Origin of the sequence: Pseudomonas vanderleydeniana (assembly GCF_014268755.2) — a bacterium.
Lineage (GTDB): Bacteria > Pseudomonadota > Gammaproteobacteria > Pseudomonadales > Pseudomonadaceae > Aquipseudomonas > Aquipseudomonas vanderleydeniana.
The window spans coordinates 5,808,490-5,833,756 of the sequence record NZ_CP077093.1; the positions used below are offsets into that span (position 1 = coordinate 5,808,490).

Sequence of the window (25,267 nt, forward strand, 5' to 3'; positions counted from 1 at the left end):
GCTATCTCCTCAGACGGGCGCCGCCTGGCGGCACCCGCGAAACTCGCTGTAAGGCTGCTTTCGATACCGGCGTCAGACCGCCACCAGGCGCACGCTGCCACCTTCGCCGACGCCCAGGGCTTCGGCGGCTTCCTGGTCCAGGGTCACCGGCTTGCCAGGGGCGTAGTCGAGCTCCAGCAGCACGGCGCGGTAATCCTGGAGCTGGCCGTTGGAAACCAGGTACTGGCGACCGGGATTGCCGGTGTCGCCGACCTTCACCGGTACCACGCGGCTCTGGGCGATCGAACGGATACCACTGACCCGCGCATGCAGGGTCGGGCCACCGTCGAAGATGTCGATGTAGTGATCGGTCTCGAAACCTTCACGCATCAGGATGTCGAAGGTGATCTGTGCCCGCGGGTGTACCTGGCCCATCGCTTCCTGGGCCTCGTCCGGCAGCAGCGGCACGTAGATCGGGTAATGCGGCATCAGCTCGGCGAGAAAGGTCCGACTCTTGAGGCCGCAGAGGCGCTCGGCCTCGGCATAGTTCAGGTCGAAGAAGTTGCGGCCGATGGCGTCCCAGAATGGCGAGTCGCCATGCTCATCGCTGTAGCCAACGATCTCGGTCACCACCGAGTCGGCGAAACGCTCCGGATGGCTGGCCACGAACAGCAGGCGGCCGCGGGAATTGAGCTCCGACCAGGCCGAACCCACCAGCTCCGGGACCACGTAGAAGCTGGTCAACAGGCTGTTGCCGGTCAGGTCGTGGCACTGGGAGAGCACATGGATCTTGTTGTGGATCTTCAGCTCGCGGGAAGCATGCACGAAGGTCTCGTTGCGGAAGCTGTAGAACGGTTCCGAATAGCCGGCCGAGGCGACGATCGCCGAGCAACCCGCCAGTTTGCCGGTGTCGGTGTCCTCGAGCACGAAGAAATAGCTTTCCTCGCCATTGAAACTGACCTCGGCAGCGAACGACGCCTCACTCGCGGCGATCTTGTCGCGCAGTCGTCCCTCGTCATCCGGCAGGGAAGTGACACCAATGGGGCTGTCGGCGGCCAGACGCCGTACCTCGTCCAGGTCAGCCATTTGCGCGGGGCGCATCACCAGCATGGTGTCACTCCTTAATTGAAAAACAGGCCGGCGACATCGCCAGCGCAGGGAAAAAAATGCCGGGCATGCCCGGCACAGGAATAATCTGTCCGTCGCCGGCCGGTTGGCTCGACGACGGAAGTACCACGTCTGGGCCGATCAGGCCTGAGTCAGCTTGGCAACGGCGCGTTCGAAACGATCCAGGCCTTCCTGGATGTCGGCGTCCTCGACCACCAGGCTCGGCGCGAAGCGGACCACGTCGGGACCGGCCTGCAGGATCATCAGGTTTTCCTGCTCGGCGGCATTGAACACGTCCTTGGCCTTGCCTTTCCAGGCATCGGCCAGTACGCAGCCAAGCAGCAGGCCCATGCCGCGGACCTGGGTGAACAGGCCGTACTTGGCGCCGATCTGCTCCAGGCGGGTCTTGAAGGCGTCGTGCTTGGCTGCGACACCGTTCAAGACCTCTGGGGTATTGATCACATCGACCACCGCGTTACCGACGGCACACGCCAGCGGGTTGCCGCCATAGGTGGTGCCGTGGGTGCCGACCACCAGGTGCTTGGCCAACGCTTCGGTAGTGAGCATGGCGGCAATCGGGAAACCGCCGCCCAGGCTCTTGGCGCTGGTCAGGATGTCCGGGGTCACGCCGTAGTGCATGTAGGCGAACAGCTTGCCGGTACGGCCCATGCCACTCTGTACTTCGTCGAACACCAGCAGCGCGTTGTGCTGGTCGCACAGTTCGCGTGCGCCCTGCAGGTAGGCCAGCTCGGCCGGCAGCACGCCGCCCTCGCCCTGGATCGGTTCCAGCACCACGGCACAGGTCTTGTCCGAAACAGCGGCTTTCAGCGCGTCCAGGTCGTTGTACGGTACATGGGTGATACCGGTGATCTTCGGACCGAAACCATCGGAGTACTTCGACTGGCCACCGACGTTCACGGTGAACAGGGTACGACCGTGGAAGCTGTTGAGTGCGGCGATGATTTCGTATTTTTCCTCGCCGAAACGATCGAACGCCACACGACGGGCCAGCTTGAAGGCCGCTTCGTTGGCTTCGGCACCGGAGTTGCAGAAGAACACGCGTTCGGCAAAGGTCGCGTCCACCAGCTTCTTGGCCAGGCGCAGGGCCGGCTCGTTGGTGAACACGTTGGAGACGTGCCACAGGGTGTTGGCCTGCTCGGTCAACGCACCGACCAGCGCCGGATGGGCGTGGCCCAGGACGTTCACCGCAATCCCACCGGCAAAATCGATCAGCTCACGACCGGACTGGTCCCAGACTCGGGAACCGGCACCCCGCACGGGAATGAAGGCCGCGGGTGCGTAGTTGGGAACCATTACCTGGTCGAAATCGGCGCGTTGCACCGGAGCTTGCTCAACGGACATCGGAGTCTCCTGAAGAGGAACGCCTGCCTGAAACTGGCGAGCGATGGGGGGATTGTAAGGACAGATTTCGGTCTGGCCTTGCCGCGAAGCGACAACTTCTTATAGCGCCAAACCGGGTTTTGCCGGGGTTTTCGGCAATGCGACAAATAGCATCGCAAAGGCGCAGTTTAAACGGTGAGAGGCTTTTCATGCAGGGTCGCGACGAGGAGATTTTCGACTGACGAACCTCGCCGCGTGAATTTTAGGAAAATGCGCGGAATCCGGATGGACCACCCATCCGGTAGGAAGAAGTGGCGGTCACCAGGGCAACGACGCCAGGTAGCGCAAATCAGCCGCGCTCGGCCGGTACCGGGGAGAGTTCGAACGGGCTGCTGCTGCGGCGCTGGTTACGGTCTTCGCGCGGCGTGGCGCCAAAGAAGTTGCGATAGGCACTGGAGAAATGCGGCCCCGAGGAGAACCCGCAGGACAGGCCGATCTGGATGATCGACTTGCTGGTCTGCATCAGCATCTGCCGGGCCTTGTTCAGGCGCAATTCCAGGTAGTACTGGCTGGGCACGCGATTGAGGTACTGCTTGAAGATTCGCTCCAGTTGCCGACGGGAAACGCAGACATGCTGGGCGATTTCGTCGGTGGTCAGCGGTTCCTCGATATTGGCCTCCATCAGCAGGACCGCCTGGGTCAGCTTCGGATGACTGGACCCCAGGCGGTTCTGCAATGGAATCCGCTGGCGCTCGCCGCCTTCACGGATGCGCTCGACCACCAGCTCCTCGGACACCGCCCCCGCCAGTTCGGCACCGTGATCGCGGGCCAGCACCGCCAGCAACAGATCGAGCACCGACATCCCGCCACAGGCCGTCAGGCGATCGCGATCCCAGTCGAACAGATGGCTGGTAGCGATTACCTTGGGAAAACGCTCGGCGAAATCATCCTGCCAGCGCCAGTGCACCGCCGCCCGGTAGCCATCGAGCAGGCCCAGCTGTGCCAGTGGATAGACCCCGGCGGACAGGCCGCCGATCATGCAGCCGGAGCGCACCAACTGCTTGAGCGCGCTGACCAGTGCCGGAGCCAGCACGGCCGGCGGCTCATCGGCCAGCAGGAACAGCTTCTGGCAGCCTTCGAGCTTGCCGGCCCAGGGCTCTCCCGGCAGCTGCCAGTCCCCGGTGGCAACACCTTCGGCCGGCGTCTCGGCGTGCAGGAAGGACAACTCGTAGACCACTTCCGGATGCACGCGCTGGGCAACACGCAAGGCCTCCTCGGCCAGCGCCAGCGTCAAGGCTTTAGTGCTGGGCCAAATCAGGAAACCAATTCGATGGGCAGTCATGGCGTGCAATCCGAAAGCAGAACAGGGTTAAAGGCCGGGAGCGACCTCATCAAAGTAGACCAGGCCGCACACGGCGCGCAGGATGACCTATTTTGGTGCACAGTGGCAGCAGAAAAAGCGACGACTATTTCAGGCTGCCCGACAAAAATTGCTGCAGGCGCTCGGATTGCGGATTGACCAACACTTCGCGAGGGTTGCCACGCTCTTCCACAAGCCCCTTGTGCAGGAACACCAACTGGTTGGAGACTTCACGGGCAAAGCCCATTTCATGGGTCACCACCACCATGGTCCGGCCTTCCTGGGCCAGCGACTGCATGACCTTCAGCACGTCACCCACCAGCTCCGGGTCGAGGGCCGAGGTCGGTTCGTCGAACAGCATGACTTCCGGCTCCATGGCCAGGGCCCGGGCAATCGCCACGCGCTGCTGCTCGCCACCGGACATATGCCCTGGATAGGCATCCTTGCGGTGGGCGACACCGACCTTGTTCAGGTAGTGCTCGGCCTTTTCCAGCGCTTCCTTCTTCGACACACCCAGCACGTGCACGGGTGCCTCGATGATGTTTTCCAGCGCGGTCATGTGCGACCACAGGTTGAAATGCTGGAACACCATCGACAGCCGCGAGCGCATGCGCTGCAGTTGCTTGGGGTCGGCGGCCTTCATGGCGCCGTCCTTGTTCGCGACGAGCTTGAGCTCTTCGTTGTTGAGCAGGATACGCCCGGCGTGGGGCTGCTCCAGGAGGTTGATGCAGCGCAGGAAAGTACTCTTGCCGGAGCCACTGGAGCCGATGATGCTGATCACATCGCCAGCCTGGGCCGCCAGGGACACACCCTTGAGCACTTCGTGACTGCCATAGCGTTTATGCAGGTCTTGGACTTCAAGCTTGTACATGCGGTCGGTTCTCACAAAAACAGTCAGGTCAGTCGCTGAGCAGGCGCCCGTGGCGCAGGGGTTCACGCCCCGCCACCTTGGCCAGCCAGATCGAGGGTTGGGCGTAACGCAGCCGTTCCACGGCAAACAGCACACCGGCCGTGCCAGCACGAACCGTGCTGGCCTGGTCGGACAAGGGATCGATCACTTCGAACAGTGGCTCGCCGGGCTCGACCCAACCGCCCACCGGACACAGGTAGCTGACGACGCCGGGATGGGGCGCATAGAGCAGCTCGGTGCCTTCGAACGGCATCGCTTCGCAGGCTTCGTGCTGCGCCGCCGGCCACTCGCCGTCGATCAGCCCCTGCTCGGCAAGGAAGGCCAGGATGCCTTCGGCATGGGCCACCGCCTCTTCACGCCCGGTGTCGGCCTGGCCACCCAGCTCGATGGTGGTGGACATCCCCGCCAGCGGAATCGAAGCCTGCGGAAAGCGCCGCGACAGGCGCAGCCAGGGCAGCGAACAGGCCTCGTCGAACGAAGTGCCGCCAGAATCCTCCGCCACCAGCGCCACCCGCACATTCAGGTGCGCGGCCAGCGAGCGCCACTGCGGCCAATGCTGCGGCAACGCATACATGTGCAGCGCCGCCTCGCAGTCGCAGTGCAGGTCGAGCACGATATCGGCATCGCAGGCGTGACCGAGCAGAATCCGCTGCATGCCCTGCAGCGGGCTGCTGGCCGGTGGCAACGCGGCCAGCACGTCACGCATGGCCTGGCGAATCAACTGCACGTTGGCATGGGGATCATCCCCCAGCCGGCCATCGACCAGCGCCGCCACCGGCTCGCTCAACTCGACGAAATCGCGGTTGAAGTTCTTGCCGCTGGAGTACTCGAAACGCCCCTGGTGATTGCCTTGCAGCAATTGCCCGAGACCGATCGGGTTGGCCACCGGCACCAGCTCGACGACCCCCTTCAGGGCACCACGGGTTTCCAGCTCGGCGAGGCGCTTCTTCAGCTCCCAGGCGGTGCGCATGCCCGGCAGTTCGTCGGCATGCAGGCTGGCCTGGATGTAGGCCTTGCGCTCGCCGCTGCCGAAACGGAACACCGACAGCCGGCGCTCGGTGCCCAGGCTGCCCCAGGGCAGGCAATGATCGATACGTTCCATACTCAGTGCTTCCGTGGAGCCAGGTAGCTCAGCCAGCGGCGCTCGGCCAACTTGAACAGGCGCACCAGGATGAAGGTCAGGCACAGGTAGAAGACACCCGCGGTGATGTAGGCCTCGAACGGCAGGTAGTACTGCGCGTTGACGGTCCGGGCGGCACCGGTGATGTCGATCAGGGTCACGATGGAGGCCAGGCTGGTGGTCTGCAACATCATGATCACCTCGTTGCTGTACTGCGGCAGCGCCCGACGCAGGGCCGACGGCAGCAGGATGCGCCGATACATCTTGTAGCGCGACATGCCGACCGCCTTGGCCGCCTCGATCTCGCCATTGGGCGTGGCCTTGAGGCTGCCGGCGATGATTTCGGCGGTGTAGGCACTGGTGTTGATCGCGAAAGCCAGGCAGGCACAGAAGGTCGCGCTCGACAGCCAGGGCCAGAGGAAACTTTCGCGCACCGCCTCGAACTGGGCCAGGCCGTAGTAGATCAGGAACAATTGCACCAGCATCGGCGTGCCGCGAATCACGTAGGTGTAGAGCCACGCCGCGCCGTTCACCAGCGGCTGCTTGGAAACCCGCATCAGCCCCAGCGGCACCGCCACCAGCAGGCCGAAGAACAGCGACAGGGCGAGCAGTTTCAGAGTGGTCAGCAAGCCGCCAAGGTACAGCGGCATGGCCTCCCAGACGACGTTGTAGTCGAAGATCATAGATCAGCCGCCCTTACGCCTACCGAGTAGCGCTTCTCGAGGTGACGCAATGCCAGCAACGAGACACTGGTGATCACCAGGTACATCGCCGCCACTGCAAGGAAGAAGGTGAAAGGCTCGCGGGTGGCATCGGCTGCCTGCTTGGCCTTGAACATCATGTCTTGCAGGCCGACCACGGAAATCAGCGCGGTCGCCTTGGTCAGCACCAGCCAGTTGTTGGTGAAACCGGGGATTGCCAGGCGGATCATCTGCGGCACCAGCACCCGGAAGAACACCTGCAGGCTGCTCATCCCGTAGGCCATGCCGGCTTCGGCCTGCCCCTTGGGGATCGCCATGAAGGCACCCCGGAAGGTTTCCGACAGGTAGGCGCCGAAAATGAAACCCAGCGTGCCGATACCGGCGACCAGCGGGTTGAGGTCGATGTAGTCGTCATAGCCGAGCAACGGCGCGACGCGGTTGATCAGGTCCTGGCCGCCATAGAAGATCAGCAGGATCAGCACCAGGTCGGGAATGCCGCGGATCACAGTGGCATACAGGTCACCGAGCCGGGCCAGCCAGCGTACCGGCGACAGGCGCAGCGCCACTCCGATCAGACCCAGAACGATGGCCAGGGCCATGGACGACAAGGCGAGCTGAAGCGTCAGCCAAGCGCCATCGAGGATGACAGCCCCGTAGCCTTTCAACATGATTCAGGTCCTCGAAAATTGGGATGAAAAAATGGCGCAAACCGCAGGGATCCTGTTGCTTGCGCCATTTCGGACGAGCTGGCGAAATTTACTTGCCGTAAATATCGAAGTCGAAGTACTTGTCCTGGATCTGCTTGTACTTGCCGTTGGCACGGATCGCGGCGATGGCGGCGTTGATCTTGTCCAGTTCGGCCTTGTCACCCTTGCGCACGGCGATACCGACACCGTCACCGAAGTATTTGACGTCGGTGAACTGTGGGCCAACGAAGGCAAAACCCTTGCCGGCGTCAGTCTTCAGGAAACCGTCCTGCAGCAGGGTGGCGTCAGCCACGGTGCCGTCCAGGCGACCGGCTTCCACGTCCAGGTAGATCTCGTTCTGCGAGCCGTATGGCTTGATCTCGGCGCCCAGCGGCTTGAGGACTTCCTCGGCGAAGCGGTTGTGGATCGACCCACGCTGCACACCGATCTTCTTGCCCTTGAGCTCGACCAGGCTGTCGCTGACCACAGTGCCTTCCTTCATGACCAGGCGCGCCGGGGTGTTGTAGTACTTGTTGGTGAAGTCGACGGACTTCTTGCGATCGTCAGTGATCGACATCGACGACAGGATCGCATCGATCTTGCGAACCTTCAGCGCCGGGATCAGGCCGTCGAACTCCTGCTCGACCCACACGCACTTGACCTTCATCTCTTCGCACAGGGCGTTGCCGATGTCGTAGTCGAAACCGACGATGCTGCCGTCCGGGGCCTTCGAGGCGAACGGAGGGTAGGCCGCTTCGATACCAATTTTCAGAGGCTTTTCATCGGCGAAAGTAGGCAGCGACAGCACGGACAGTGCCAGGGCACCAAGAAGCACGAGTTTCTTCATCTTAGGACTCCATCGGTAAAGGGCAAAAACGGCAGAGTGAGCGCGAGCCCAATATGCGAAGGGTGGACAGGAATTATGGCGCCGCGTCCTGCGAGGGCCGATTAGGCGGCGGTCCATGCACAACGACCAGCGAGTGATCGGCATTCTAACGACAGGCCGGAAGTCGATATTTCCTCAATGCGACAAGTAATTACAGAAGCATCGAGAATGCCGACCCGGCACATTGACAGCCCCTGAAATTCATGCAAGGGCAAAAGAAAGGCAACCGATCCATGCTGCAAATTGCGGGCCTATTATTGGCAAAGCCTTCTATTACGGCAAGCGCAGTGTGTGACCGGGTGGTTTTCGACAGAAATCGAACCCCAAAAACAGGCAAAAGCGTTTCCCTATGCCCCGCGTGCGGGCAGCAGGTGACATATTCGGTTACTTCACTGGGCACGGGTAACAACCAGAAAGGTCGCACAGCAAAAACCGATATTTATCTCTTTTCAACCGTGCATACGGGAACATCTCTCCAAATGAAAAAGCCCCGCCCGGCTCCACGCCGGACGGGGCTGCAGACCTCCGATCGCCTTAGGCGACGTTCATCGTCTTGTGGGTGTCGATCAGGTGCTGCACCACGCCCGGGTCCGCCAGGGTGGAGATATCACCCAGCCCGTCGTATTCCGCCGTGGCAATCTTGCGCAGGATACGCCGCATGATTTTCCCCGAGCGGGTCTTGGGCAGGCCCGGCGCCCACTGGATGACATCCGGCGAAGCGATCGGCCCGATCTCGCGGCGCACCCAGTTCTTCAGTTCCAGGCGCAGTGCTTCACTGGGCTCCTCGCCACTGTTGAGCGTGACATAGACATAGATGCCCTGCCCCTTGATGTCGTGCGGAACCCCGACCACCGCCGCCTCGGCAACTTTCGGGTGGGCGACCATGGCACTTTCGATCTCGGCGGTACCCATGCGGTGGCCGGAGACGTTGAGTACGTCGTCGACGCGACCGGTGATCCAGTAGTAGCCGTCCTCGTCGCGACGCGCACCGTCACCGGTGAAGTACATGCCGCGGAAGGTCTTGAAGTAGGTATCGACGAAGCGGTCATGGTCGCCGTACAGGGTACGCGCCTGGCCTGGCCACGAATCGAGGATCACCAGGTTGCCTTCGGCGGCGCCCTCGATGATGTTGCCCAGGTTGTCCACCAGTGCCGGTACCACGCCGAAGAACGGGCGGGCCGCAGAGCCTGGCTTGAGGGCATGGGCACCCGGCAGCGGGCTCATCATGTTGCCGCCGGTCTCGGTCTGCCACCAGGTATCGACGATCGGGCAGCGCGACTTGCCGACATTCTTGTAGTACCAGTCCCAGGCCTCCGGGTTGATCGGTTCGCCCACCGAACCGAGCAGGCGCAGGCTGCTGCCGTCGGCGCCTTCGACCGCAGCCGAGCCCTGCGCCATCATCGCGCGGATCGCCGTTGGTGCGGTGTAGAGAATGTTGACCTTGTGCTTGTCGACGATCTTCGCCACCCGGGTGATATCCGGATAGTTCGGTACGCCCTCGAACAGCACGGTGGTCGCACCGTTGGCCAGCGGCCCATAGACGATATAGCTGTGGCCGGTAACCCAACCGACGTCGGCGGTGCACCAGTAGATCTCGCCCGGACGGTAATCGAACACGCGCTCGTGGGTCAGGGCCGCGTACAGCAGGTAGCCACCCGTGGTGTGCTGCACGCCCTTGGGCTTGCCGGTGGAACCGGAGGTGTAGAGGATGAACAGGGCTTCTTCAGCCCCCATTTCCTTCGGCGCACAGACGCTGCCCGCCACTTTCATCAGGTCTTCGAACCAGATGTCGCGATGCTGGTTCCACTTGATGTCGCCACCGGTGCGCTTGCACACGATGACCTTCTGGATGCTGTTGGTTTCCGGGTTGGTCAGCGCGTCGTCGACGTTGGCCTTGAGTGGGATCTTCTTGCCGGCGCGTACGCCCTCGTCGGCGGTGATGACCACTTTCGAGCGGCAGTCGATGATCCGGCCAGCCAGGGCCTCGGGAGAGAAGCCGCCGAACACCACCGAATGGATCGCACCGATCCGCGCACAGGCCAGCATGGCGACCACGGCTTCGGGAATCATCGGCATGTAGATGGTCACCACGTCGCCGCGATGGACGTCCTGGCCACGCAGGGCGTTGGCGAACTTGCAGACCTGCTCGTGCAGCTCGCGGTAGGTGATGTTGCGTGAATCGGCAGGATCGTCGCCTTCCCAGATGATGGCGACCTGATCGCCACGCTCGGCCAGGTGACGGTCAAGGCAGTTATAGGAAACGTTCAGGGTACCGTCGGCGAACCATTTGATGTCGACATGGTGATCGTCGAAGGAGGTCCGTTTTACCGTGGTGAAAGGCTTGATCCAGTCGAGACGCTTGGCCTGTTCGCGCCAGAAGCCATCAGGGTTGACGACCGACTGCTGGTACATCGCCTTGTAGGTCGCCTCGTCGGTCAGCGTATTGGCCAGAACCTCAGGACGAACGGGGTACAGGGAAGCCGCACTCATCTTTCTTACCTCGGTGACATAGTTGTTGTTTTATGGCCCTGTTGTAGCCGGGCTGACGCTGTCGGGCCATTCGACGATGGTAGTAACAAAACCCTACAAAACGTCGTATTTACCGCCGACAGGGCTCAAGCACGCAGCCTGTGGCGTTTTCCGGCCCCTGGAAAATATCTCGGGCAAGACGTTTTTCGACGATTGTTACAGGTTTTGTCAATAGTCTTTATCAAAACCCCACCTGTATGAATGTTTTGCGCACTCTTAAAATCAACTTCGCCAACTAAGGCAACGAATTAACCAAGCGACAGCCCCCACGAAGGCCGTTAATTCGAATTCAAACTTCCAGAGCTTCACACGTGGTCCCACAAGGGCCGCGTGACCCTACACGACCATCAATAGGTGAACCGATGAAACTTTTTGCCGCTTTAGTCCTCAGCAGCCTGTGTGCAACCGCCATGGCCGACGAGGCGGCGACCGACGTGGCCAGCCAGAACCTGCCAGTAGAGGAATACACTTACTCTTCGCATCCGGATATCCATAAAGTTATTTCCATGAGTGAAATCCCGGAAGTTTGTGAAGTTGTTCCGGCGCGCATGGTTTATGAAGACTCCCAGGGTGTTCGGCATGTCATGGAATATCGTGTAATGGGGAATGGTTGTTCCAACGGCTGATAGCCCGCCCTGAAAACCGCGTGCCGCAGGAAGTGATTCTTGCGGCTGCGGCAAAGGTCCCTCGACAGGACGCTCCCCCCGGTGCCAGGCGACTTGGCCATAACCATGGCCCGGCTCGCAAACCACTCGTCGAAAACACCCCCGCCAGGCAAAAAATTCTTTTGCCGCCAAAGCCCTGCAATCCCGAGCCGTGTCCTGAAAAGCACACGCAAGGGCAGAATCCGTCACACCACTGACCGCAAAAAGCCCTTATAATGTCCCGGTAAAACGGGCTTGCAACACTCCCTTGCAGGGTAACGTTCCCATGCTGGCATCGCCGCAGGAACAGGCGTCACGCCCTGCGCCATCCGCCCCTCGAGGGCCCCGTACAAATTTCCGTTGTTTGCCTGCACAGCCAGCGCAAGAAACGATTCCTTATATCCAACGCGGTCATCGTGCCGTGTGAAAAACCGACCATCAGTGTTTTCACACGGGCGACAGGCCCTCACGCAGGAGACGACACGTCATGCTGAGCTGGGACGAATTCGACAAAGAAGACGGCGAAGTAGCAGAAAAAGAGAGCAAGACCGGCCAGGCCAGCGCAGCCACCATTGACCGCCTGGACAGCGCCGGCGGTGCCGCCGCCCTCGAAGCCCGTGCCGTGACCGCCAGCGACTCCGCCGCGATCATCCGCGCCAAGGCCGCCCTCGACGCCCTCGACGTCGCCGAAGGCCTGGCTGAACTCGAAGGCGCCTCGGCCCGCGTCGCGGTCGATGAGAAGCGCATGATCAACTGCCGCGCCGACCTCAACCAGCTCGTCCCCTTCAAGTACGACTGGGCCTGGCAGAAGTACCTCGACGGCTGCGCCAACCACTGGATGCCGCAAGAGGTCAACATGACCGCCGACATCGCCCTCTGGAAGAATCCGGAAGGCCTGACCGACGACGAGCGGCGCATCGTCATGCGCAACCTGGGCTTCTTCTCCACCGCCGACTCGCTGGTGGCGAACAACCTGGCCCTGGCCGTGTACCGCCTGATCACCAACCCCGAGTGCCGCCAGTACATCCTGCGCCAGGCCTTCGAAGAGGCGATCCACACCCACGCCTACCAGTACTGCATCGAATCGCTGGGCATGGATGAAGGCGAGATCTTCAACATGTACCACGAGATTCCCTCGGTGGCGAAAAAGGCCACCTGGGGCCTGAAGTACACCCGCTCGATCTCCGACCCGCAGTTCAACACCGGCACCGTCGAGACCGACAAGGAACTGCTGCGCAACCTGATCGCCTACTACTGCGTGCTGGAAGGCATCTTCTTCTACTGCGGCTTCACCCAGATCCTCTCCATGGGCCGTCGCAACAAGATGACCGGCGTCGCCGAGCAGTTCCAGTACATCCTGCGCGACGAGTCCATGCACCTGAACTTCGGCATCGACGTGATCAACCAGATCAAGATCGAGAACCCGCACCTGTGGGATGCCGAGATGAAGGAAGAAGCGACCCAGATGATCCTGCAGGGCACCCAGCTGGAGATCGAATACGCGCGTGACACCATGCCGCGCGGCGTACTGGGCATGAACGCGGCGATGATGGAGGACTACCTCAAGTTCATCGCCAACCGTCGCCTGTCGCAGATCGGCCTGAAGGAAGAGTACCCAGGGACCACCAACCCGTTCCCGTGGATGAGCGAGATCATGGACCTGAAGAAGGAGAAGAACTTCTTCGAAACCCGTGTGATCGAGTACCAGACCGGTGGTGCGCTGAGCTGGGACTGATTCGTCCCGCACGAAGCGACCGCGACACCCGAAGCCCTGAACCTGGTTCAGGGCTTTTTATTGGGCGATCGGTTGACCGCTGTTCACGACAGCTCCCGCCCCCGACCGGCTACCGATAGTCGGATCACCAAAAAAAGCTTTGATCTCGGCGCGGAACAACTGTACAAAAATACAGTACTTTCAAATCAACCGATCGATCCTGGAGAGCGCCATGTCCAGCCAAGCCGCCATTCATGTGATGAGTACCACCGTTGAACGCATGGTCCTGCATCAATTCACCCCACTGCACTGCATGCAGGCCCGCGCGATGCTGGGCTGGAGCCGCGAGCGGTTGAGCCAGGAGTCAGGTGTCTCGGTTGCTGCCGTGCAGCGTTTCGAAAAAGGGGATGCGCTCAGGGATGTCACCCGGCTGGCCCTGGCCTTTCGGCTCGAGGCTGAAGGCCTGGTGTTTTTCCCGGGATTTGCCCCTGGGCGTGGAATGAACATCCGCGGCACAACACCGGACCCCATGGAGCGACAGGACTACACACTGATCGAGTGACCGATTCAGACTGGCGCCCTCTCCACCCAACCAGAGCGAACGCCAGATCAAGCCGATGGCTTTGGGCGCAACCAGGCACGCCTCCTGAACGGCTCAGCGAGTGCTTAGAGCAGACTCGTTGTCCAGCGCCTGCTCTACTTCCAACCACCAGGCTCGCCCACGGTGGGGCTGCATCAGGCTGAAGGCCTCGCCAATGGCCGGGGTAGTGATGGATACATTGTTGTCCCAGGCCAACGCCAGAATCCGCTCGAAGGGTTCGTACCAGGCATGGAACGACAGGTCGAACGTGCCATTGTGAATGGGCAACAGCCAGCGCCCCTTGAGATCCAGGTGCGCCTGCAGGCTCTGTTCGGGCTGCATGTGCACATGGGGCCAGTCGACGTTGTAGGCACCGGTTTCCATCAGGGTCAGGTCGAACGGCCCATAGTGTTCGCCGATCTGCTTGAAGCCGTCGAAGTAGCCGCTATCACCGCTGAAGAAGATCCGTACGCCACCGGCGATCATGACCCAGGACGCCCACAGGGTCTGGTTGTTGTCGAACAGTGTCCGTCCGGAAAAATGCTGCGACGGCGTGGCCACGAAACGGATGCCCTCCACGGACGTTTCTTCCCACCAATCCAGCTGCTGCACTTTATCCGGGGCAATACCCCATTTGACCAACTGGTCGCCGACCCCGAGCGGAGCCAGGAAATGCCGGGTCTTGTCAGCCAGTGCCAAGACCGCCTTCTGGTCCAGGTGGTCATAGTGGTTGTGGGAAAGAATCACCGCCTCGATCGGCGGCAGGTCTTCCAGGCTGATGGGCGGCTGGTGGAAACGCTTCGGTCCGGCCCACTGGACCGGTGATGCCCGCTGCGAAAACACCGGGTCGGTCAGCCAGAACTTGCCATGCATCTTGAGCAGCAAGGTCGAATGGCCAAGGCGGAATACGCTGAAATCGGAAGCGGCGAGCAGTTGCTCACGAGTCAGCGCCTGGACCGGTACGCTACCCGTTGGCCGGGTATTGCGCGGTTTCTGGAAAGTCATTCGCCAGAAAATGCCCAGGGTCTTGCCCAGGCCACCCTGCGGGGTCGGTGCCAGGTTGCGAAAGACGCCCTGCTCTTTCAAGGACGGAGATTTATCGAAAGTGCGCGAACGAGTGGCCATGACAGGGTGACTCCCAGGAACCCGGAGGAGTTCCCACGTTCAGGTGCTGGAGGATCGCCGGTCGCCACAGACGACCCTCGACCGAATGAGGTTGCAGAAAAGAACTACACTACACAGTGTAGTTTCTAGCTTGCGCCAAAGCCCTCGACAAGTAAACTGCCAAGTGTAACTTTTATTGACCTGCCGAAGCCTGCCCATGACCGCCCCCCTGCGCCTCACCGATCGTAAACGCGAAGCCATCATCCAGGCGGCCATCGCGGCCTTTCGCGCCGACGGTTTCGAGGTGGCCAGCATGGACCGGATCGCAGCCAAGGCCGAGGTCTCCAAGCGCACGGTGTACAACCACTTCCAGAGCAAGGAGGAACTGTTCTCCGAAATTCTCCGTCGCCTCTGGGCCACCAGCGCCGCGCAACTGGACATGACCTACCACTCGCAGCGGCCGCTACGGGAACAGTTGCGGGAGCTGCTCATGCGCAAGATGCGCCTGTTCAACGATAGCAACTTCCTCGACCTGGCACGGGTGGTGATCGCGGCGACCATTCATGTGCCCGAACGTGCCCAGGAAATGGTTGCACGCCTGGCCAGCCAAGAGGACGGGTTCAAGCAGTGGATCCGCGATGCCCAGGCCGATGGCAAGTTCAAGGCCGCCGACCCGGAGTTCGCCAGCCACCAGATCTACGGCCTGCTCAAGACCTTCGCCTTCTGGCCCCAGATCACGCTGGGGCAACCGCCCCTGGACGCCCCGACGCAGACACACGTCATAGAATCGGCGCTGGATCTGTTCCTTTCCGGCTACGAAATCGCCAAATAGCCGACACAAAAGGGCAAATCACCTTCCAAACCCTAGAAATGGCCCGGAAGGACACTGATTATTCTTTACGGAATCCTCGACAATATTCATCCTGCTTATCCGACGAATAGCCATTCCGTGCCGAACACATCGCCTGTGTTCAGATAAAGAAATCAGCGACGCAGAGACCTATGGAAATCCATCGAGGCAAAGGGCAATCGTTTGCCAGACGCATCTACTTGCCCCGCATGGTAGGCGTCGGCATCGGCTGCTTCAGCATAATCGCCGCACTCGCCCCGTTGTCGATGCCAGTGTGGATCTGGGGCCTGCTGGCAATCAACGCGGTGATCTGGCCGCACCTGGCGTACCGGGTCGCCCGGCGTTCCGCGTATCCGTACCGGGCAGAGCGACGCAATATCCTGGTCGATTCGCTGATGGGTGGTTTCTGGGCTGCAACCATCCAGTTCAATCCCCTCGTCACTGTCAACATGCTCGCCCTGATGGCCATGCACAACGTCGCGGCAGGCGGCCTGCGGCTGATGATCAGGGGTTTCTTCGCGCAGTTGCTGGGGATCATCGTCTCCTGGCTGATCTTCACCCCGGCGTTCAATGGAGTGACCAGCCAGATACAGATCTACGCCTGCCTGCCCGTCATGGTCCTGTACCCTATGGTGATCGGCATGGGCAGCTTCAAGGTGGCGATCAAGCTCGCCGACCACAAGCGCGCGCTGAGTGCCCTGAGCCGCACCGACAGCCTGACCGGCCTGCTCAATCACGGGACCTGGAAGGACCTGCTGCAGATCAAGTTCCACAAATGCCGACAGACGCAGTGCCAGGCAGCAATCGCGCTGATCGACATCGACCACTTCAAGACCATCAACGACAGCTATGGCCATCTGATCGGCGACAGCGTGCTGCGCCAATTGAGCCGTGACCTCAAGGCCAACCTGCGCGAACACGACCTGGCCGGGCGCTATGGCGGCGACGAGTTCTGTGTGATCCTGCCGGACAGGTCGCTGGAGCAGGCCCGGGACATCATGGAGCGACTGCGCCAGGTCTTCGGTAATTTCCGCAGTGAGGAAATACCGGAGCTGCGAGTCACCCTCAGCATCGGCCTGGCACCCTTCCGCGCCAGCTTCAAGGATGCCGGGGACTGGTTGAACGAGGCCGACAAGGCCCTCTACATCGCCAAGAACACCGGCCGCAACAAGGTCAACTGTGTCGACGCGGAGAGTATCGCCGCTACCGGCGAGTACCTGGCCAGCTCTGCCTGACAGCCACTGGGCGGCTGCAAAGAACCACACGGCGGATTCTTGTACAACATCGGTCAATTTTGTATAAGGATAGAAGGCAAAGTGCCATCTATGGAACGCTGGCCACCGGCGTCCTCCTGCCAGGATCTGCCGGGCCTCGAAAGGGATAGATCTCCCCTCTCTCCGAGTTCACGCCATGTTTTTTGCCGCCCATAAGAAAGCCCTGCACGACCTGCAGCAGATCATCGACCAACAGGCCCACCTGCTCGCTGCCATCGACCGCTCCATGGCCGTCATCGAGTTCGACCTCGACGGTACCGTCCTGAAAGCCAACGACAACTTCCTCAAGACCATGGGCTATCGCCAGGACCAGGTGGTCGGCCAGCCCCATCGCCTGTTCTGCCCACCGGCCTATGCCCGCAGTGCCGAATACAACCAGCTGTGGTCGCGCCTGAAGGCCGGGCAGTTCGAGTCGGGCACCTTCGAACGGGTCACGGCCGACGGCCGGAGCATCTGGCTCGAAGCCAGCTACAACCCGATCCGTGACGAGCACGGCAAGGCGGTGAAGATCGTCAAGTACGCAATGGACGTCACGGCCAAGGTCCAGCAGGAAAGCGAGGCCAACGGCAAGCTGCAGGCGATCGACCGGGCCATGGCCGCCATCGAGTTCAACCCCGACGGCACGGTGATCTGCGCCAACCAGAACTTCCTCGATCTGATGGGCTACAGCCAGGCCGAGATCCGCGGCAAGCACCACCGGATTTTCTGCAGCCCGGCCACCACCGGCCATAGCGACTACCAGGACTTCTGGCGGCGCCTGAACCAGGGCGAGTTCTTCAACGGCCAGTTCGAACGCGTGACCAAGCGTGGCCAGAGTGTCTGGCTCGAAGCCAGCTACAACCCGGTCTACGACGCCAGCGGCAAACTGTGCAAAGTGGTCAAGTTCGCCTCGGACGTGACCCAGCGGGAGGAAAAACACGCCCAGGACGCCATGAGCGCGAGCCAGGCCTATCACATCTCGGTGGAAACCCGCAGGGTCGCCGAGCAAGGCACCGAGGTGATCCAGCAGGCCGCCACCGAAATGCGCGAGATCGCCTCGAACATCGAAGGTTCCTCCAACCTCATCGCCAAGCTGGGTGAACGCTCGGAGCAGATCACCGCCATCGTCAACACCATCCGCGGGATTGCCGACCAGACCAACCTGCTGGCCCTCAACGCGGCGATCGAAGCGGCCCGGGCTGGTGAACAGGGGCGCGGCTTTGCCGTGGTGGCCGATGAAGTGCGCCTGCTCGCGGCGCGCACCAGCGGCTCGACCGCAGAGATCTCGAACATGATCGGGATGATCCAGAACGAAACCCAACAGGCCATCCAGAGCATGAACGGCACCCGTGACCGAGCGTCAAAAGGTGTCGGCCTGGCGGACGAGGCTGGCACGGTGATCCTGCAGATTCGCGACGGTGCGAGCAATGCCGTACAGGCGGTCAGCATGTTCGCCACCGACAGGGCACACTGATCGGGCTGCGCCCCCCAGGGCAGCCGCAGATGCCCTGGGGTGCCTGCACCCAACCTCGGCGGGTTGATTGCACGACGGCATTGTTCACTTGAGCAGATGCCTATTCTGCTTGCGAGCACGCAGTTCTATAGTCCGCGCAGACAACGACAAGCCGGAGAAGCCCCATGGATCTGCGCCCTGCCCTGAAGATCGCCCTGGTCGGCGATCACGACCCGCAAGTGACGGCCCACAAGGCTATCCCCGTGGCCCTGCAACTGGCCGGCCAGGCCGCCGGCCTGCCGGTAAAGGCCCACTGGGTCGCCAGCGAGAGCATCGAGACCGCTGACGACCTCTCGGGCTTCGATGGCATCTGGTGCGTTCCCGCCAGCCCGTACCGCAGCCTTGATGGCGCGCTGCTCGCGATCCGCCATGCCCGCGAACAGCGGATCCCCTACCTCGGTACCTGCGCCGGCTTCCAGTACGGGATTCTCGAATATGCCCGCCATGTGCTTGGCTGGACCGATGCCGAACACGGCGAGGAGGCCCCGGACTCGCCACGCGCGGTGATCTCGCCGCTCAGTTGTGCGCTGGTGGAAGCCAGTGACGGTATTCGCCTGGTCGAAGGCTCGCGTATCGCCAGGGCCTATGCCAACCTGCGCACCCACGAGGGTTATCACTGTCGCTACGGTATCAACCCGGCCTTCGAGGCGGCACTGCTCGACGGCGATCTGCAAGCCACCGGCCACGACGACCTGGGCGAGTTGCGCGCCGTCGAGCTCAGGAACCATCCGTTTTTCGTCGCGACACTGTTCCAGCCGGAACGGGCTGCGCTGCAAGGCGTCACGCCGCCCCTGGTCAGCGCTTTCCTGAGTGCCTGCAGCGGAGAACAGTCATGATTGCCAGCACGCCCCAGCCCTCCTACTACGCGGTGATCTTCACCTCACTGCGCACGGCAGGCGACCAGGGTTACGCCGAGGCCGCCCAGCGCATGCTCGACCTGGCTCGCGAGCAGCCAGGCTTCCTCGGTGTCGAGTCGGCACGCGGGGATGACGGCCTGGGCATCACCGTCTCGTACTGGCAGGACGAAGCGGCGATCCTCGCCTGGAAGCAGCATGCCGAGCACAGCGAAATCCGCGAACGCGGCCGTTCGACCTGGTACGAGACGTGCCAGACGCGCGTATGCAAGGTCGAACGCGCCTATCGCTTCGATCGCTGAACCGGTCGCCGGGTCGTCTCAGCCCGGCACGACCCGGCGCAGCGCGGCAATCTGCGGGATCTCCACCCGCCGCATGTACACCCGCAGTGGCTCGGTGATGTTGATCCGCTCGTCGATGTTCTGGTCCAGCAGCAGCTGGATCCGTTCGCGGGCCAGGCACATGGCCTCGGGTCCCTGCGGCAGCCAGACGAACTCGCTGGCCGGAATGATCCCGTCATCCGCCACATCCATGCCGAAGGAGTCCTCGCTGAAACGGACGATGTGCTGGCCGGTCTTGCGGTTCAGGCCGACGAACCCCTTGAGCTGGTCGGCGGCCTGGCAGATGAGTTCAGAAGTGATGCGCATGGTAAACCTCACTGGAGGGCCAAAGGCCCATGGGTCGATGGTTTACACACAAGGTGGGCAGTGCGTTTCCCTCTGCCGGGGAAACTGCGGTTCAAGCCTACTGCAAAATCCGTCCGGATTGTGTCGAAAAAACGACACACACACGACTTGCATGCATTTCGCGATAGCACTTGAAGCATTCAGTTGTTAAAAGGGGCGCTTATTTCGCACGAAAGGAATTCGAAATGCCTGTCACTTTCAGCACCGCCACCTTCAAGAAAAGCGCTCTGCTCATGAGCCTGTTGCTGGCCATCGGGCTGGACACGGCACAAGCCAACAGCACCCCGGCCGAGCTCGCCGCCAAGGCCGCGATCCCCCATCCGGCGGTGATCGCCCACCGTGGCGCGTCCTACGATGCGCCCGAGTCCACCGCGGCCTCCTATACGCTGGCCCGCGACCTGGGTGCCGACTACCTGGAAATGGACCTGCAGCGCAGCAAGGATGGGGTGATCTTCGCCCTGCACGACAACAACCTGTCGCGTACCACCGACGTCGCCAGCAAGTTCCCCGAGCGCAAGGACAGCCCGGCCAACGAGTTCACCTGGGCCGAACTGCAAACCCTGGACGCCGGCAGCTGGTTCAACAAGGCCTACCCCGAGCGCGCACGGCCGTCCTATGTCGGCCTGAAGATCCTCAGCCTGGACCAGATCATCGACATTGCCCAGGCCAACCCCAAGCACCGCCCCGGCCTGTACATCGAGACCAAGGAGCCCAAGCAGTTCCCCGGCATCGAGCATGACCTGAAGAACAAGCTGCAGGAACGCGGCCTGCTCAGCGCCGAGAAGACCGTCTCCAAGGAAAAGCCACAGGTCGGCCAGGGCGCCGGCCGGGTGATCCTGCAGACCTTCGAGAAGAGCAGCCTGGAACTGCTGCAGAAGGAAATGCCGAATACGCCGAAGATCCTCCTGCTGTGGGTCGGCGAAGGCAGTATCGAACCCAAGTCGAACGTCAGCTACGCCGACTCCGGCGAGAAGACCAAGGCCGCCTACTACGCCAAGCAGGAACCGAAGGACAAGGCCGAGTTCATCAAGTGGGTCGACTTCGCCAAGGCCAACGGCGCCATCGGTACCGGCCCATCCGCCGAACTCACCCACGGCGGCGACCAGAGCTACTCGGACCTGGTCAAGCCGTGGATGAACCAGCTGACCCACGACAAGGGCCTGCTGGTCCACGTCTATACGGTCGACGAGCCGGTGGACTTCAAGAAGGTCATGGACGTCGGGGTCGATGGCATCTTCACCAACCGCGCCTCGGAGCTGCTCAAGTACTTCAAGCGCGCCTCGCCGAAAACCGTGCCGCAGATCCTCGAGGCCAACGGTTACTGAGTGAAGGAGGCGCCCTACGCGCGATTGAACAAACGGCGCAATCGCCAGTCAGCAGGGACAGGGGTCAATTTAAGGGTGAATTAAGTTGCAACACTTAGGCTGACCCCACTGAAATCATCCAGACAAGGAATCCCCCGATGAAAGCCCTCTCGACCCTGCTGACCGCCTCCGCCCTGACTCTCGTTGCCGGCTTCGCCTCGGCCGATGTCCGCCCGGACCACATTCCCGGGCTGCTGAAATCCGGTGCGATCGCCGACTTCGACAAGCTCAACCAGGCCGCCCTGGCCAAGTACCCCGGCGCGACCATCACCGACACCGAACTGGACCATGGCACCAGTGGTGGCTATGTCTATGAAGTCGAACTCAAGGCCGCCGACGGCGTGAAGTGGGAAGTCAAGCTCGACGCCAAGAGCGCCGCCGTCCTGCAGGAGAAGCGCGACAGCTGATTGTCCGCCTCGTGAATCACCAGCCGCGCGTTCCACCCGGAACGTGCGGCTTGTTCGTTTTCGTCCTCCCATAACCCCGGGAGAGGCTGTCCAGGCACTCAGGCGGTCGTGTTGACGGTACCGCCCGAGGTGCTGCTGCCGGACTCCTGCAGTGCCTGGGTCAAGGCCGCAGTGACCGTCTGGATCGAGGCGGAAATCGTCGCGACCTGGGCCGCAGCGGTGGCCACGGCGGTCGCCTTGGCTTCGTCGCTGTCGTTGCTGGTCTGGGCCTTCTGCATTTGCTGCTCCTGTTCCTGCAACTGCTTCTGCAGCTCGGCCAGTTGCTTGCGCAGCTCCTTGACGGTATCGGACTCCGAGCTCGAGCTGTCGCTGCTGCCCGCCGCGCCGCCACCAGCCGCCGCCTGGGTACCACCGGTCTTGGTGGTGTCCGTGGTGCTGGCCGCGACAGTACCGGTCGTCGTGGTGTCGTCGCTGCTCGCCGCCTTGGTGGACGTGCTGGTGGACAGGCTTGGGGTGATGGTGACCGAGGTGATGCTGACCATGGGAAACGCCCTATTCAGGTGGTGATACCCCATGATCGACATAACGCCGGCCGGCTTGAGACCTATCCTGTATCGCGTTGGTCAGCGTCTCGATACACAGTCCCCCCGCTCACTGGCGAATCAGGCCCCCAGCCTGGCGGTGACTTCGTTCAATTGCCCCGACAGGCCGTGCAGGTTGCTGCTGGCTGCCTCGGTACGCTTGACGTTGTCCAGGTTGGTACTGGCGATCGCGGTGATCTCGGTCAGGTTGCGGGAGATGTCCTCGGCAACCGAAGTCTGCTCCTCGGCGGCCGTGGCGATCTGCCGGTTCATGTCACGGATGGCTTCCACAGCAGCCGTGATGCGTTCGAGCATCGCCCCCGCCTCGGTCACCTGCTCGACGCTTTCATCGCTGCGCGCCTGGCCGCCCTCGATGGCCTGGGCCGCATCGACTGCGCCGGTCTGCACCGACTGGATGATCTGGTTGATCTCCAGGATCGACGCGGCGGTGCGCTGGGCCAGGCTGCGAACCTCGTCGGCTACCACCGCGAAACCACGCCCGGCCTCGCCGGCCCGAGCCGCTTCGATCGCCGCGTTGAGCGCCAGCAGGTTGGTCTGTTCGGCAATCCCGCGAATCACTTCGAGCACCTTGCCGATCCGCCCGCTATCGCTTTCCAGCTGGCGAATGACCGTGGCCGTGGTGGAGATTTCCGTGCGCATGCGGGTGATGGTCTGGATGGTCGATTGCATCACCAGCTCGCCCTGCTGTGCCGAACGATCGGCTTCATCAGCGGCACCGGCGGCATCGGCGGCATGGCGGGCGACTTCCTGGGCGGTGGCGGACATCTCGGTCATCGCCGTGGCGACCTGGTCGGTACGCTCGAACTGCTCATGGGTACCGGTGGCCATGAGGCTGGCAATGGCATTCAGTTCGCCACTGGCACTGTCCAGGTCCGAGGTGCTGAGCTTGAGGCGGTTGAACGTATCGGCAAGGAAATCGCGCAGGGTGTTGGCGGCGACGGCCAGACGGCCCAGTTCATCCTGGCGGTCGGCGGCGACACGCTCGGCGAACTTGCCATGGCTCAGTTGCGCCACGTAGTCGATCAGGCGGCGAATCGGCTCGACCATGTTGCGGTTGACCAGCCACAGGCTCAGCAGCGCGATCAGCAACCCGGAGACCAGCATCACCACCAGGCCGATCCAGACCGTACGCGCGGCCGCTTCGCTGATGCTGACCGACTGCGCGTCACTGGCCTTGCGCAACTGGCTGACCAGGGTACTCATCTGCTCGCTGGCGGCACGGTCCACGCCCTTGACCGCCTGGTCGCCGGCACTCGGATCGCCGCCGGCGGCGACATAGGCATCGCGCCCCTTCAGGTAGGCCTGGCCAAGCTGGCGGTGCTCCTCGCGCAGGCGCTCGACCTGGGACTTCAGGCTGCTGTCGATCCCCGGCTGGGCCGCCAGGCGTCCGAGAATGTCCTGCACGTCGCGCTGGCGATCCTCGAACTGTTTCCAGTACTGGTTCATGTCCTGAGGCTGCTTGCCGCGCAGCAGTACGTTCTTCCATTCCTGGACCTGCTCCTTGAAGCGCAGGTTGGCTTCGTCGACCAACTGCGAGGCGCGCAACGGTCCTTCGATCAGCTCGCGATAACCCTGTACGCCATTGGAGAGGAACTGGAAGCAGGTCAGGGCGATCAGCAACATCGCCAGCAGGCTGCCGCTCAACAGCGCGAGGGTTTGGGCTCTCAGGGATTTCTGCAGCATGGGGTGAGTCTCTAACAAGGATTGAGCACTCCGATCGGGAGCGCGAACAGTCGAAACGTCCCTGTCAGCGACATCATGGCTTGTGGCCAGAAAAGTGCAGCAGCTTACACATCCACCATCGGCCAGCCAGCGTATTGCTTGAATCTGGCCGACTACCGGTCATGGCTGCCAACACTGCACTTCAATTCGTAACAAAAATGTCAAAAAGCCTTGAGATGATGTGATTCAAGCGAACCTGTAAAAAAATGTTTCAGGCGCTTCACCTCAGCGAGCCTCCATGAACCACAGCCTTGACCAAAGCCACCGCGATACGGACCTGTTCGGCCTGCTTTACGGCTTTCGCTTTCGCGCTGGTGAACGCGGCGAGGAAATCGACTCCGCCACCGCACTGAGGCACCTGCAACAACCCGACGACCCCGAGCAGTTTCTCTGGCTGCACCTGAACCTCGCTCACGCGGCCTGCGAACGCTGGATGCAGAAGCACCTGGCGTTGCCCGAGGAGTTCTTCGAGGCGCTGCACGAAGGCTCGCGTTCGACCCGTATCGAACACGTCGACAACGCCTTGCTGGCAGTGGTCAACGACGTGGTATTCAACCTCGGCAACATGACCTCCTCGGATGTTTCCACCCTGTGGGTCTGTGCTCGCAGCAAGCTGCTGATCAGTGCTCGTCTGCAACCTCTGCACTCGGTCGACAAGCTGCGTTCCTCGGTCAAGGCCGGTGAACGCTTCCGCTCGCCGCTGGAACTGCTGGTGCACCTGCTACGCGACCAGGGCGAGGTGTTGACCCAGATCGTGCGCAAGACCACCCTCAGCGTCGATCAGATCGAGGACCAGTTGCTCGCCCAGCGCTTGACCAACAACCGCGCGGAGCTGGGCGCCATGCGTCGGGTACTGGTACGCCTGCAACGGCTGCTGGCCCTTGAGCCGGGTTCACTGCTGCGGCTGCTCAATCGGCCACCACAATGGCTGCAGAAGGAGGACGTCAAGGAACTGCGCAAGTCCACCGAGGAGTTCTCGCTGATCCTCAGCGACCTGGAGGCCTTGGGCGAGCGAATCAAGCTGCTTCAGGAAGAGATCGCCGCCAGCGTCAACGAACAGACCAACCGCAGCCTGTTCACCCTGACGGTGGTCACGGTGCTGGCCTTGCCGATCAACATCATCGCCGGCTTCTTCGGCATGAACGTCGGTGGTATTCCGCTGGCCGGTGACCCGGAAGGCTTCTGGATCCTGGTGGCGCTGGTGGCGACCTTCACCCTGCTGGCGGGACGCTGGGCGTTTCGCAAGCGCCAGGATTACTAGAACGACGAGGTCGCCCGGTGATGGCTGTTTCTGTGGCGAGCGGGCTTGCCCGCGCTGGGCTGCAAAGCAGCCGCAAAATCTGCAATCCCATGCA

The 25,267-nt window shown here is 62.0% G+C and carries 23 protein-coding genes and 2 pseudogenes; 12 read left to right on the plus strand and 13 right to left on the minus strand.

What is annotated here, in order from left to right; genetic code table 11:
* Positions 1-72: 72 nt before the first annotated feature.
* From aruF to acs, 9 genes are all read right to left on the minus strand, one after another.
* Positions 73-1,089 (minus strand): arginine/ornithine succinyltransferase subunit alpha, encoded by a 1,017-nt coding sequence (gene aruF / locus HU752_RS26080; RefSeq protein WP_186688736.1) that lies wholly within the window; start codon positions 1,087-1,089, stop codon positions 73-75.
* Between the two features lie 138 nt (positions 1,090-1,227).
* Positions 1,228-2,448, minus strand: a complete 1,221-nt coding sequence (locus HU752_RS26085) for an aspartate aminotransferase family protein (RefSeq protein WP_186688734.1) — start codon at positions 2,446-2,448, stop codon at positions 1,228-1,230.
* A gap of 328 nt (positions 2,449-2,776) precedes the next feature.
* Positions 2,777-3,769, minus strand: coding sequence for a transcriptional regulator ArgR (gene argR, locus HU752_RS26090; RefSeq protein ID WP_186688732.1), 993 nt, complete (start codon positions 3,767-3,769; stop codon positions 2,777-2,779).
* Positions 3,770-3,893: 124 nt separating this feature from the next.
* Entirely contained in the window at positions 3,894-4,658 is a 765-nt protein-coding gene (locus tag HU752_RS26095) for an ABC transporter ATP-binding protein (protein WP_054058797.1), read from the minus strand.
* Positions 4,659-4,686: 28 nt separating this feature from the next.
* Complete coding sequence (locus HU752_RS26100) at positions 4,687-5,799, minus strand: succinylglutamate desuccinylase/aspartoacylase family protein (RefSeq protein ID WP_186688729.1); 1,113 nt, start codon at positions 5,797-5,799, stop codon at positions 4,687-4,689.
* 2 nt (positions 5,800-5,801) lie between these two features.
* On the minus strand, positions 5,802-6,500 hold the full coding sequence (locus tag HU752_RS26105) for an ABC transporter permease (RefSeq protein WP_186688728.1): 699 nt from the start codon (positions 6,498-6,500) through the stop codon (positions 5,802-5,804).
* On the minus strand, positions 6,497-7,186 hold the full coding sequence (locus tag HU752_RS26110) for an ABC transporter permease (protein ID WP_054058800.1): 690 nt from the start codon (positions 7,184-7,186) through the stop codon (positions 6,497-6,499). Before HU752_RS26110 ends, HU752_RS26105 begins: the two co-directional genes overlap by 4 nt.
* An 88-nt stretch (positions 7,187-7,274) precedes the next feature.
* Positions 7,275-8,051 carry an ABC transporter substrate-binding protein gene (locus HU752_RS26115; RefSeq protein ID WP_186688726.1) on the minus strand — a complete coding sequence of 259 codons (777 nt, stop codon included), beginning with the start codon at positions 8,049-8,051 and terminating at the stop codon, positions 7,275-7,277.
* A gap of 573 nt (positions 8,052-8,624) precedes the next feature.
* A complete protein-coding gene (gene acs / locus HU752_RS26120; protein WP_186688725.1) occupies positions 8,625-10,580 on the minus strand; it encodes an acetate--CoA ligase in 1,956 nt (651 codons plus the stop codon).
* 401 nt (positions 10,581-10,981) lie between these two features.
* Between acs and HU752_RS26125 the strand changes: the two genes are divergently transcribed.
* The 3 genes from HU752_RS26125 (at position 10,982) to HU752_RS26135 (ending at position 13,539) form a co-directional block, all read left to right on the plus strand.
* Entirely contained in the window at positions 10,982-11,245 is a 264-nt protein-coding gene (locus HU752_RS26125) for a DUF2790 domain-containing protein (protein ID WP_186688724.1), read from the plus strand.
* Between the two features lie 505 nt (positions 11,246-11,750).
* Complete coding sequence (locus tag HU752_RS26130) at positions 11,751-12,998, plus strand: ribonucleotide-diphosphate reductase subunit beta (protein ID WP_186688723.1); 1,248 nt, start codon at positions 11,751-11,753, stop codon at positions 12,996-12,998.
* Positions 12,999-13,209: 211 nt separating this feature from the next.
* On the plus strand, positions 13,210-13,539 hold the full coding sequence (locus HU752_RS26135; RefSeq protein WP_186688722.1) for a helix-turn-helix domain-containing protein: 330 nt from the start codon (positions 13,210-13,212) through the stop codon (positions 13,537-13,539).
* Positions 13,540-13,632: 93 nt separating this feature from the next.
* Here the strand turns inward: HU752_RS26135 and HU752_RS26140 are convergent, their stop codons facing one another.
* Positions 13,633-14,682, minus strand: a complete 1,050-nt coding sequence (locus HU752_RS26140) for an MBL fold metallo-hydrolase (protein ID WP_186688721.1) — start codon at positions 14,680-14,682, stop codon at positions 13,633-13,635.
* A gap of 196 nt (positions 14,683-14,878) precedes the next feature.
* On the opposite strand from HU752_RS26140, the gene HU752_RS26145 reads away from it, so the two are divergent.
* From HU752_RS26145 to HU752_RS26165, 6 genes and pseudogenes are all read left to right on the plus strand, one after another.
* Positions 14,879-15,493 (plus strand): TetR/AcrR family transcriptional regulator, encoded by a 615-nt coding sequence (locus HU752_RS26145; RefSeq protein ID WP_186688710.1) that lies wholly within the window; start codon positions 14,879-14,881, stop codon positions 15,491-15,493.
* Positions 15,494-15,663: 170 nt separating this feature from the next.
* Positions 15,664-16,746, plus strand: coding sequence for a diguanylate cyclase (locus tag HU752_RS26150; protein ID WP_186688708.1), 1,083 nt, complete (start codon positions 15,664-15,666; stop codon positions 16,744-16,746).
* Between the two features lie 175 nt (positions 16,747-16,921).
* Positions 16,922-17,689, plus strand: a pseudogene (locus HU752_RS32290) (PAS domain-containing protein); the annotation flags it as partial.
* Between the two features lie 114 nt (positions 17,690-17,803).
* Positions 17,804-18,238 (plus strand): annotated as a pseudogene (locus HU752_RS32295) (methyl-accepting chemotaxis protein); the annotation flags it as partial.
* A gap of 164 nt (positions 18,239-18,402) precedes the next feature.
* Positions 18,403-19,113, plus strand: coding sequence for a CTP synthase C-terminal region-related (seleno)protein (locus tag HU752_RS26160; protein ID WP_186688694.1), 711 nt, complete (start codon positions 18,403-18,405; stop codon positions 19,111-19,113).
* Positions 19,110-19,433: an antibiotic biosynthesis monooxygenase family protein gene (locus HU752_RS26165; RefSeq protein ID WP_186688692.1), complete on the plus strand. Its 324-nt coding sequence runs from the start codon at positions 19,110-19,112 to the stop codon at positions 19,431-19,433. Before HU752_RS26160 ends, HU752_RS26165 begins: the two co-directional genes overlap by 4 nt.
* An 18-nt stretch (positions 19,434-19,451) precedes the next feature.
* Here HU752_RS26165 and HU752_RS26170 read toward each other — a convergent pair whose 3' ends face one another.
* Positions 19,452-19,778 (minus strand): DUF2025 family protein, encoded by a 327-nt coding sequence (locus tag HU752_RS26170; protein ID WP_186688690.1) that lies wholly within the window; start codon positions 19,776-19,778, stop codon positions 19,452-19,454.
* A gap of 224 nt (positions 19,779-20,002) precedes the next feature.
* Between HU752_RS26170 and HU752_RS26175 the strand changes: the two genes are divergently transcribed.
* Together HU752_RS26175 and HU752_RS26180 are read left to right on the plus strand one after the other, a co-directional pair.
* Positions 20,003-21,142 (plus strand): glycerophosphodiester phosphodiesterase, encoded by a 1,140-nt coding sequence (locus HU752_RS26175; RefSeq protein ID WP_186688688.1) that lies wholly within the window; start codon positions 20,003-20,005, stop codon positions 21,140-21,142.
* Positions 21,143-21,279: 137 nt separating this feature from the next.
* Positions 21,280-21,588, plus strand: coding sequence for a PepSY domain-containing protein (locus HU752_RS26180; RefSeq protein WP_054057925.1), 309 nt, complete (start codon positions 21,280-21,282; stop codon positions 21,586-21,588).
* Between the two features lie 98 nt (positions 21,589-21,686).
* Here the strand turns inward: HU752_RS26180 and HU752_RS26185 are convergent, their stop codons facing one another.
* Both HU752_RS26185 and HU752_RS26190 read right to left on the minus strand, forming a co-directional pair.
* On the minus strand, positions 21,687-22,130 hold the full coding sequence (locus tag HU752_RS26185; RefSeq protein ID WP_186688686.1) for a hypothetical protein: 444 nt from the start codon (positions 22,128-22,130) through the stop codon (positions 21,687-21,689).
* A 120-nt stretch (positions 22,131-22,250) separates the two neighbouring features.
* Positions 22,251-23,873 (minus strand): methyl-accepting chemotaxis protein, encoded by a 1,623-nt coding sequence (locus HU752_RS26190; RefSeq protein WP_186688684.1) that lies wholly within the window; start codon positions 23,871-23,873, stop codon positions 22,251-22,253.
* A gap of 277 nt (positions 23,874-24,150) precedes the next feature.
* On the opposite strand from HU752_RS26190, the gene HU752_RS26195 reads away from it, so the two are divergent.
* Positions 24,151-25,173 (plus strand): transporter, encoded by a 1,023-nt coding sequence (locus HU752_RS26195; protein WP_186688682.1) that lies wholly within the window; start codon positions 24,151-24,153, stop codon positions 25,171-25,173.
* The last annotated feature ends 94 nt before the right edge of the window (positions 25,174-25,267 follow it).

Coding starts and splice junctions, on each gene's coding strand:
- HU752_RS26085 (WP_186688734.1), bottom strand. CDS start 2,448: ATGTCCGTTGAGCAAGCTCCGGTGCAACGCGCCGATTTCGACCAGGTA.
- HU752_RS26110 (WP_054058800.1), bottom strand. CDS start 7,186: ATGTTGAAAGGCTACGGGGCTGTCATCCTCGATGGCGCTTGGCTGACG.
- HU752_RS26125 (WP_186688724.1), top strand. CDS start 10,982: ATGAAACTTTTTGCCGCTTTAGTCCTCAGCAGCCTGTGTGCAACCGCC.
- HU752_RS26195 (WP_186688682.1), top strand. CDS start 24,151: ATGAACCACAGCCTTGACCAAAGCCACCGCGATACGGACCTGTTCGGC.
- HU752_RS26135 (WP_186688722.1), top strand. CDS start 13,210: ATGTCCAGCCAAGCCGCCATTCATGTGATGAGTACCACCGTTGAACGC.
- HU752_RS26095 (WP_054058797.1), bottom strand. CDS start 4,658: ATGTACAAGCTTGAAGTCCAAGACCTGCATAAACGCTATGGCAGTCAC.
- acs (WP_186688725.1), bottom strand. CDS start 10,580: ATGAGTGCGGCTTCCCTGTACCCCGTTCGTCCTGAGGTTCTGGCCAAT.
- HU752_RS26115 (WP_186688726.1), bottom strand. CDS start 8,051: ATGAAGAAACTCGTGCTTCTTGGTGCCCTGGCACTGTCCGTGCTGTCG.
- HU752_RS26165 (WP_186688692.1), top strand. CDS start 19,110: ATGATTGCCAGCACGCCCCAGCCCTCCTACTACGCGGTGATCTTCACC.
- HU752_RS26105 (WP_186688728.1), bottom strand. CDS start 6,500: ATGATCTTCGACTACAACGTCGTCTGGGAGGCCATGCCGCTGTACCTT.
- HU752_RS26160 (WP_186688694.1), top strand. CDS start 18,403: ATGGATCTGCGCCCTGCCCTGAAGATCGCCCTGGTCGGCGATCACGAC.
- HU752_RS26150 (WP_186688708.1), top strand. CDS start 15,664: ATGGAAATCCATCGAGGCAAAGGGCAATCGTTTGCCAGACGCATCTAC.
- HU752_RS26100 (WP_186688729.1), bottom strand. CDS start 5,799: ATGGAACGTATCGATCATTGCCTGCCCTGGGGCAGCCTGGGCACCGAG.
- HU752_RS26170 (WP_186688690.1), bottom strand. CDS start 19,778: ATGCGCATCACTTCTGAACTCATCTGCCAGGCCGCCGACCAGCTCAAG.
- aruF (WP_186688736.1), bottom strand. CDS start 1,089: ATGCTGGTGATGCGCCCCGCGCAAATGGCTGACCTGGACGAGGTACGG.
- argR (WP_186688732.1), bottom strand. CDS start 3,769: ATGACTGCCCATCGAATTGGTTTCCTGATTTGGCCCAGCACTAAAGCC.
- HU752_RS26185 (WP_186688686.1), bottom strand. CDS start 22,130: ATGGTCAGCATCACCTCGGTCACCATCACCCCAAGCCTGTCCACCAGC.
- HU752_RS26190 (WP_186688684.1), bottom strand. CDS start 23,873: ATGCTGCAGAAATCCCTGAGAGCCCAAACCCTCGCGCTGTTGAGCGGC.
- HU752_RS26180 (WP_054057925.1), top strand. CDS start 21,280: ATGAAAGCCCTCTCGACCCTGCTGACCGCCTCCGCCCTGACTCTCGTT.
- HU752_RS26130 (WP_186688723.1), top strand. CDS start 11,751: ATGCTGAGCTGGGACGAATTCGACAAAGAAGACGGCGAAGTAGCAGAA.
- HU752_RS26175 (WP_186688688.1), top strand. CDS start 20,003: ATGCCTGTCACTTTCAGCACCGCCACCTTCAAGAAAAGCGCTCTGCTC.
- HU752_RS26145 (WP_186688710.1), top strand. CDS start 14,879: ATGACCGCCCCCCTGCGCCTCACCGATCGTAAACGCGAAGCCATCATC.
- HU752_RS26140 (WP_186688721.1), bottom strand. CDS start 14,682: ATGGCCACTCGTTCGCGCACTTTCGATAAATCTCCGTCCTTGAAAGAG.